Annotated in this window: 6 protein-coding genes; 5 read left to right on the plus strand and 1 reads right to left on the minus strand. The window is 38.2% G+C overall.

Annotated features, from left to right (window positions below):
- The first annotated feature begins 263 nt into the window (after positions 1-263).
- Positions 264-2,855 (plus strand): cation-translocating P-type ATPase, encoded by a 2,592-nt coding sequence (locus CA730_RS10220; protein ID WP_096666976.1) that lies wholly within the window; start codon positions 264-266, stop codon positions 2,853-2,855.
- Between the two features lie 99 nt (positions 2,856-2,954).
- Positions 2,955-3,236 carry a cytochrome b family protein gene (locus tag CA730_RS10225; RefSeq protein WP_096666979.1) on the plus strand — a complete coding sequence of 94 codons (282 nt, stop codon included), beginning with the start codon at positions 2,955-2,957 and terminating at the stop codon, positions 3,234-3,236.
- A 20-nt stretch (positions 3,237-3,256) separates the two neighbouring features.
- Here CA730_RS10225 and CA730_RS10230 read toward each other — a convergent pair whose 3' ends face one another.
- Positions 3,257-4,492 carry a glycosyltransferase gene (locus CA730_RS10230; RefSeq protein ID WP_096666981.1) on the minus strand — a complete coding sequence of 412 codons (1,236 nt, stop codon included), beginning with the start codon at positions 4,490-4,492 and terminating at the stop codon, positions 3,257-3,259.
- A gap of 301 nt (positions 4,493-4,793) precedes the next feature.
- On the opposite strand from CA730_RS10230, the gene CA730_RS10235 reads away from it, so the two are divergent.
- The 3 genes from CA730_RS10235 (at position 4,794) to psb27 (ending at position 8,597) form a co-directional block, all read left to right on the plus strand.
- On the plus strand, positions 4,794-6,374 hold the full coding sequence (locus tag CA730_RS10235; protein ID WP_096666982.1) for a glycosyltransferase family protein: 1,581 nt from the start codon (positions 4,794-4,796) through the stop codon (positions 6,372-6,374).
- 578 nt (positions 6,375-6,952) lie between these two features.
- Positions 6,953-8,116, plus strand: a complete 1,164-nt coding sequence (gene cofH / locus CA730_RS10240) for a 7,8-didemethyl-8-hydroxy-5-deazariboflavin synthase subunit CofH (RefSeq protein ID WP_096666984.1) — start codon at positions 6,953-6,955, stop codon at positions 8,114-8,116.
- Positions 8,117-8,192: 76 nt separating this feature from the next.
- Positions 8,193-8,597: a photosystem II protein Psb27 gene (gene psb27, locus CA730_RS10245; RefSeq protein ID WP_172891170.1), complete on the plus strand. Its 405-nt coding sequence runs from the start codon at positions 8,193-8,195 to the stop codon at positions 8,595-8,597.
- The last annotated feature ends 77 nt before the right edge of the window (positions 8,598-8,674 follow it).

Genomic DNA, 8,674 nt, shown 5'->3' on the forward strand with positions numbered 1-8,674 from the left:
GAAAGTGCAACTTGGCAATTTGCTGGGAAATACTTTGCAATATCCATCTAATGATGGTCTGGTCAGGATAAAAATCGTTAAATAGGATGATTTTGTAGTTATGGAAGTGGCGGATACTGGTATTGGTGTCGTCAGCCTATGAGTGGGAACGCTCTGCTCAGAATAACAGTTTTAAGAGATTTTTAAGGTAAATTTTGGGGATTTTTTGGCGATCGCTATATGTACTCTGCACGCTACGTGGACGTGAAAACAAAACTTTTATCATGACTCATAAAATTGAACTCCAATCTATTACGGGGTTATCTGTATTAACCGCAGGTGATCGCCTCCAAGAAGAAGGATATAATGAGCTACCATCTACCCAACATCGCCAAATCTGGGAAATTGCCCTAGAAATCTTCCAAGAGCCGATTTTTCTTCTGTTATTAGGATGTGGTATCATTTACCTGTTTTTGGGTGATCCCCAGGAAGCTTTAATTTTACTAGGGTTCATCTTTTTCATTGTTGGCATCAACTTATACCAAGAACAAAAAACAGAAAAATCTCTGGAAGCACTACGGGATCTTTCTAGTCCACGCGCATTAGTTATTCGTGATGGCGAACGTCAACGAATCCCTGGACGGGAAGTAGTTCGAGAAGATGTGATTGTTTTGTCAGAGGGTGATAGAGTTCCTGCTGATGCTGTGGTGATGTGGTCTACCCATTTGAGCGTTGATGAGTCTTTGTTAACTGGGGAATCTTTACCCGTTCGCAAACAGGATACCACCGATTTAGAAAATACGATGAGAACCGCCACACAGCATCGTCCTGGTGGTGAAGATCTACCTTTTGTCTATTCGGGAACGTTAGTAGTTCAAGGTCAGGGAATTGCCCAAGTCTATGCCACAGGGATGCAGACGGAAATGGGTAAAATTGGTAAAGCCTTGCAAACTGTCGAACCCGAAGACACGGTTTTGCAACGGGAAACTCGAAAAATTGTCAGTAAATTGACCTTTGTAGCGATCGCTATTTGTGTAGCTGTAATCGTTATTTACGGTGCAACAAGGAACAATTGGCTACAAGGAATTTTAGCAGGTTTGGCATTAGCAATGGCAATTTTGCCGAATGAAATTCCTGTGGTCTTGGCAATTTTCCTGGCTTTGGGGGCTTGGAGATTTTCCCAGGCTAGGGTTTTAACTCGGCGTGTTCCTGTAGTAGAAACACTGGGTTCTGCGACCGTTCTTTGTGTAGATAAAACTGGAACGCTGACTTTTAACCGGATGTCAGTTCAGCAATTATTTGTGTATCAGCCAACAACATTAACACCGCAATTTTACGATGTCGCCCTCCATGAACGGGAAGCCCTGCCGGAAACTTTTCATGAATTAATCGAATTTGGGATTTTAGCCAGTCGCAAAGACCCTTTCGACCCCATGGAAAAAGCCCTCAAACAAGTGGGTGATGACTATTTAGCTAGAACAGAACATTTACATCAAGACTGGGAAATCCTGCGGGAATATCCCCTCACAGGTGAATTATTAGCCATGTCCTGTGTGTGGAAATCTCCAGAAAATAAATTAGTAGTTGCTACCAAAGGAGCGCCGGAAGCGATCGCTGATCTTTGTCATTTTAACACCCAACAAAAGCAAGATTTGGAACAGCAGATTAATAAAATGGCGATCGCTGGTTTGCGTGTTTTGGGTGTAGCCAAAGTTATTGGGCAACATCAAAAAAACAAAACCCTCAAATCTCTTCCTGAAGCCCAGCATGACTTTGAATTTGCCTTTTTGGGACTGCTAGGTATGGCTGACCCCGTGCGTCCAACTGTCGCCCCAGCCATTGCCGAGTGTTACACTGCTGGTATCCGGGTAGTGATGATTACAGGGGATTATCCCGCCACAGCCCAAAATATTGCCCGCCAAATCGGTCTAAAACCTGCCACAGAAGTAATTACCGGGTCAGAACTGGAAACAATCCCAGAAGGGGAGTTACTATCTCGCATTCAAACTGTGAATATCTTTGCGCGGGTTGTTCCCGAACAAAAATTACTAATTGTGAATGCCCTGAAACGCTGCGGTGAAATCGTTGCTATGACTGGAGATGGTGTGAATGATGCCCCAGCTTTGAAAGCTGCAAATATCGGTATTGCTATGGGTGAAAGGGGAACAGATGTTGCCCGTGAATCTGCGGATTTAGTTTTGCTAGATGATGATTTTTCTGCTATTGTCCAATCTGTGAGGCTAGGACGGCGAGTATTTGATAACCTGAAAAAAGGGATGGCTTATACTTTGGCGGTGCATATCCCCATTGCGGGAATGTCCTTGATTCCGGTAATATTTCATTGGCCACTGGTATTATTGCCTATCCACATTGCTTTTCTGCATTTAATTATTGACCCTGCTTGTACTGTAGTATTTGAGGCTGAACCAGAAGAAAGCAATGTCATGAACCGTCCACCCCGTAATCCCAGAGAGTCCTTATTCAGCCGTCGAACTTTGAGGTTAGCACTGCTCCAAGGGATAAGTGTGTTAGTGGTGTTACTGCTTGTATTTGCTGTGGCTTTTTATTCTGGACATGGAGAATTTGATGCCCGTACTTTGGCTTTTACTACCCTAATTGTCTCGAATTTGAGTATGATTTTGAGTAATCGTTCTTGGTCGCGGACTATTCCCGAAATGTTACGCACTCCTAATGCGGCACTTTGGTGGGTGTTGGCTGGTGCTGTGGTGTTTATGGGTTTGGTGCTTTATGTTCCTGTGTTACGTCATTTATTCCGGTTCTCTGTTCTTCATTTTGATGATTTATTAGTTAGTCTCACTTCTGGAGTATTGAGTATTTTGTGGTTTGAAGGATTGAAGGTTTGGGGACGCAGATAAATAAAATGTCTCACGCAAAGGCGCAAAGGTAATACTAATCTCTTAATTTATCTGGGTTTATCTGCGGTCAATAATCTTATTCTATTTTGGAGGACTACTGTGAAAAAAGCATTTCGTAAATATCATCGTGTTATTGGCATTATTGTTTGTGTCCCACTTTTATTAACTGTTTTAACGGGAATGTTAGCAACTATTATTGGAGAATGGTCTGTGAATATGGGGCTTTCTTCTAGATTAATGTTGAAAATTCATACTGGGGAAATTTTTCATTTACAGGGAATTTATCCGATTTTGAATGGTTTCGGATTAATCGGTTTATTGGTGACGGGTATGAGTATGTCGGGTTTATTTAATCAGAAGAAAAAACCTAATCATAATTAAACGCAGATGAATAAATGGATTTATTTGACTTCTGTGACTCGCCAGCTTAGTTTTAGGTTAACCCAAAAGTTCCAAATTGTGGCTACTGCGATCGCTATTAATTTAGCTATATACTGATTCATACCTAAGCTATTAAAAAGGAAATTGACTACTAATGTTTGGATGATTATCCCCGCTAAACAGACCATGTTAAATTTTAAGAATCTTTTGAAACGCTGGCGTTTTCCTGTCTGTTTTCGGGAAATATCCCCAAATGTCCACAAATCATTCCAAAGAAAATTATTGAGAATTGCTACTTCGGCAGAAAGAATTGTACTGCGCGTTAAACCCAAATTAATTACGGTACGCATGATGTGAAATATGGTTAAATCCACAAATACGCCACTAAATCCTACCGCACCAAATCTGAGAAATCTTCCGATAGGAAAGTTAACTTTTTGACTAATTTTTCCTATTCTCCCAGTAGATATCCGTAACCGAATTAGGTGTTGAATATAGTCTACATATTGTTTCCACGTCACTTTGCTTTCTCCTTCTGTGCGTTCGCGGAATACATAACCAACTTCAGCAATTTCTCTTACCTGTCCCCGACCAATGATTTCTAAAAGAATTTTATACCCGATGGGATTAAGTGTGGTATTGGCGATCGCACTTCGTCGTACCATAAAATAACCACTCATTGGGTCACTAACTCGACCTAAAACTCCCGGTAAAATCACTAATCCCAATACCTGCGCCCCCCTAGATAAAAAGCGTCTAATTACACTCCAACTACTCACACCACCACCGTCTACATGACGACTAGCTAAGGCTAAATCAGCCCCCGCTTCTATTTTATGCAACAGTTGTGTTAATACCTCTGGAGGATGCTGCAAATCACCATCAATCACTCCCAATACACACCCTCTAGCCGCTTGCCAACCCCGTATTACTGCTGAAGATAGTCCCCGTTCTTCTTGACGACGCATGACCCGTAATTGGGGATAATCTGGAATCAGAGATTGTGCTACTTCCCAAGTTCGGTCAGGACTATCATCATCTACTATAATGAGTTCATAATTACCAGGAGTAGTTTTATCCAATAACCCACTTAATATATTGACCACATTTTCGATATTGTCACGTTCTTTATAAGTAGGAATTACTAAAGATAGGAGAATGGTATTGTTTTCGGCTATTTCTTTGGGTGTAAATTCAGCAATCCTCAATGTACCAATAGGAACTGCTAATAAAGAATTGGATGGGTTGATGGTCATAAAATCAAGAGTGAATTTCAACTTGCTAAATCGCTTATAAAGGTTAACTCCCCATAGATTACAATACTTTTGGCATGATAGAAACAATTGGTAAATTTTAAGTTTTAGCAAACCACATATATAAAACTTGATGGTAAATTTGTCAAGGATTATAGTTTTTGAAAGTTAAATTTATTCTTGATTAAAATGTGAGAATATTTAGGGAGCATATTATCTGGATAAAGATATAATGTAATGGTACTTTATTTTTGTGAAAATCAAAAGTAAGTTTCTAAAAAATTTACAATAATTTTATTTGAATATGAATTTATATTTAAAAAAATTTTTAGCTTCACAAGTTAACTATTGGTTAAGTATTGGATTATTATCAATAATAACATTATTACTGATTTTTTACCCTATTTACCGCATAAGTTTCTCAGGAATTTTTATAAATTATAATGAGGCTTGGAATGCATACCATCTGACTAGAGTAAATTCAGGGGAATTACTTTATAACTGGCAACAACAATGGACTCCAGTTAACTATCCTCCATTTTCTTTCTATATTGTCGGCGGTCTTAGTAAGTTAATTCATAATCCTATTTTGGCGGGAAGATATCTGTCTTTATTATCTTTGTTATTAATAATAATAATGGTAATTTTTATAGTTAATATTTTGAGTAGAAACCTTTATTATGCTGTTTTATCGGGAATCTTTTGCCTAAGTTTATTCGCAGCAATGGCTCAGGGTTATATAGGCATGAATGACCCTCAATTATTAGGACATTTTCCGATTATATTAGCATTATTAATTTATTTACGACCTTTTAAAATAAGATATCACCTATTGATAACGGCAGCATTAATAGTAGTGGGTCTTTTTATAAAACACAATTTAATTGCCTTACCATTGGCTATAACTATCGAACTTTTTTTGATTTCACGTCAATATTTTTTCAAATGGCTGATTTACTTAGGCTTGATTACCAGCGGTTTTATCTTAATTAGTATCAATATATCTGGTAGCAATTTTATTCATGAAGTCATGCTTACTGGTAGCCGTGTATATAGTATTTCACAGATTGTTAATAGTGTAGACTTGCTATTAACCAAGTTATTTATTCCTTTTATTCTCGCAATTATTGGCATAACCTATGCGGTCAGACATTTACAGATTAGAATTACTGCTCTATATTTGCTCATATCTATTACTACAGGCATTTATTTTTCTGGAGGGTTAGGGACTAATATTAATATTTATTTTGATACATTTATTAGTCTTTCTATATTGCTAGGTGTAATTCTCTCTTATCTAGATTCCAAAAGTAAATTGGCAAAAATTTTCCCACTGGTTATTAGTTTGAGTATTCTAATATCTACGCGGGTAATGATTATAGATAGTATTCACCAAATTACCCATTTACCTGATTTAGCAAAACAAGAACAGATGAATCGTATGGATGCGTCTTTTTTGGCACAGCAAAATGGTTCTGTATTATGTATACATAATAGCATCTTTATCTGCTATCTTTCTGGAAAGTCTTTTGAATATGATTCATTTAATGGAGGACAAATGATAGCAACTGGAAAAAATAATAAAAATAGCTTTTTAGAAAAAATAAACACAGGATACTTTAGGACAATTCTTCTGGATAATGACTATTTAAATCTGGGGTTAAATAAGAATAATTTCAATATTGAAAAATCACCAATTCAGAAAGTTCGTATAATGTTGATAAAAGATATCACCGATGGGTTAGAAAAAAAATTCGGTAAACATTCATCTGTTCAATTCAAATCTTTGGATCTATTGAGAATTAATATTCTCCAAGCTATTAATGAACATTATACTATCAGCTATAAAAGTACAAATGGAACTTTTTATACGTACAAGAAATAAGCATTATTATTCAGTATAGCAATTCTCGTTCTCATGAAATACAATGGAGGGCGCAGGCCTTGTATCCCTACGGGTTTAGCGATAAGAAACTGTACCTCATAACATCAGGAAGTGCTGTAGCGTAAAACCCATAACCCAACTGGGAATGATAGCGTAGCGTGGCTTTAGCCATATTCCCAGTCTTGTAGCAGAAGTTGTCTTTAGTTGTCTTTTGATGACTAAAAGAACTAGAAAATTTTTGAATGTGCTTAGTTTACTTTAGTGAATTTCAGTTCCAGGTGGGGCTGTCAGCCAAACAAATAAGCTATCTGTAGCTTAAGTTGACACATATCAGCTTTTGCTTTACTCCTACAAATCTAGTACAGCACGGCGTAAATAAATCAACCATTCTTAATCGCCAAAAAGCTTGCCAAATATTGCTTTTGACTTTTGACGAACGCCTTGCGGTACTAGGGTTTTCGTGATTTTACAAAAGTCTATGTCCCAACCGTTTTGAGCATATTAGTTGAATAACATTTAAAAGTTACAAATTTTAATTTATTATGAAACTTAAATAAGTTGTTTATATTTAATCACCTGTGACTACTATAACTTTTGAATCTATTCTACAATCGGCTTTGGCAGAGGATAATATATCCCCAGATTATGGAGTATTTTTACTAAAACAAACTGACCCACAGGCGATCGCTCAAATTCAGTCTACAGCAAATCAACTCCGTCAAAAACAAGTTGGTAATACTGTTACTTACATAATTAATCGTAATATTAATTTTACTAACATTTGTGAGCAACATTGCAGTTTTTGTGCATTCCGCCGGGATGATGGTGATGCAGATGCTTACTGGTTAAATTCGGCGCAGATTTTGGAAAAAGCTACAGATGCAGTGCGTCGAGGAGCAACGGAAATATGTATGCAAGGGGGATTACACCCACAAGCGCAAATTAACGGTAAGTCTTTACCCTATTATCTCAAACTGGTAAAAACCATTAAGGACGAATTTTCTCACCTGCATTTACACGCTTTTTCGCCCCAAGAAGTCCAATTTATTGCCAGATTAGATGGAATTTCTTATGCTGATGTGATTAAGGCTTTGCGAGATGCTGGTGTCGGTTCTATGCCCGGAACAGCCGCAGAAGTGCTAGATGATGAAGTCAGACGGGTATTGTGTCCAGAAAAGATTGATACAGCCACTTGGTTAGAAATTGTCAGTACAGCCCATCAGTTGGGCGTACCTACTACGAGTACCATTTTGTCTGGACATATTGAAACCCCAGAACAGCAAATTGGTCATTTAGAAAAATTGAGATCGCTCCAACAAACAGCCATAGAAAAAGGCTATCCTGCTAGAATTACCGAATTTATTGTCTTACCCTTCGTTGGTCAAGAAGCCCCTAAATCCTTACGCAAAAAGGTAGGAAGAGACCAACCAATTCTCGCTGATTCCCTATTACTAACTGCTGTAGCTAGAATTTATCTGGGAAATTACATCCCCAATCACCAACCAAGCTGGGTAAAGCTAGGACTAGACGGTGCGACAACAGCCTTAAATTGGGGTTGTAATGATATCGGTGGCACGTTAATGGAAGAACACATTACCACAATGGCTGGGGCTGTCGGTGGTACTTGCATGGAAGTAGAAACTTTACAAAATGCAATAACTTCTTTGAAAAGACCCTACCAACAACGGGATACTTTATATCGGGTAATGGGTAATTGGGGACAACTAACAACTGACAACTAACAACTAACAACTGACCTATTCCCCATATACCGATTCAAGATAGGATGGATTTTGATTTACTTGTTTTTTTTACTTAATGCTTATGAAAAGCTACTGGTCGCGTCTGCTTTCTCTAGTTTTAGTTTTAGTTATCGGTTTAGTTGGCTGTGGTGGTAGTCCAGATAGTTTAACCGGGGATTATCGTCAAGATACCTTAACTGTAGTCAATACGTTGAGACAAACCCTAGAATTACCTCAAGATTCTCCAGATAAAGCCGCACTTGAAGCAGAAGCCCGTCAAAAAATCAATGACTTTTCGGCTCGCTACCAACGGAATACTTCTGTTTTGGCTCTTAACTCTTTTACCACCATGCGAACAGCCCTCAATTCCCTTGCAGGACACTACAGTTCTTATCCTAATCGTCCCGTTCCTGAAAAGCTGAAAAAACGTCTGGATGCTGAATTTAAGCAAGTAGAAGCATCCTTAAGACGTGGTGCTTAATTTATGTCTCAAGAATAGTAGGGGCGGGGTTTCCCCGCCCAGGGTTCCACCTAAAAATCCCCAAATTTAGTTATCTT

The organism is Dolichospermum compactum NIES-806 (assembly GCF_002368115.1).
Classification (GTDB): Bacteria; Cyanobacteriota; Cyanobacteriia; order Cyanobacteriales; family Nostocaceae; genus Dolichospermum; species Dolichospermum compactum.

Coding starts and splice junctions, on each gene's coding strand:
- CA730_RS10230 (WP_096666981.1), bottom strand. CDS start 4,492: ATGACCATCAACCCATCCAATTCTTTATTAGCAGTTCCTATTGGTACA.
- psb27 (WP_172891170.1), top strand. CDS start 8,193: ATGCTTATGAAAAGCTACTGGTCGCGTCTGCTTTCTCTAGTTTTAGTT.
- CA730_RS10235 (WP_096666982.1), top strand. CDS start 4,794: ATGAATTTATATTTAAAAAAATTTTTAGCTTCACAAGTTAACTATTGG.
- CA730_RS10220 (WP_096666976.1), top strand. CDS start 264: ATGACTCATAAAATTGAACTCCAATCTATTACGGGGTTATCTGTATTA.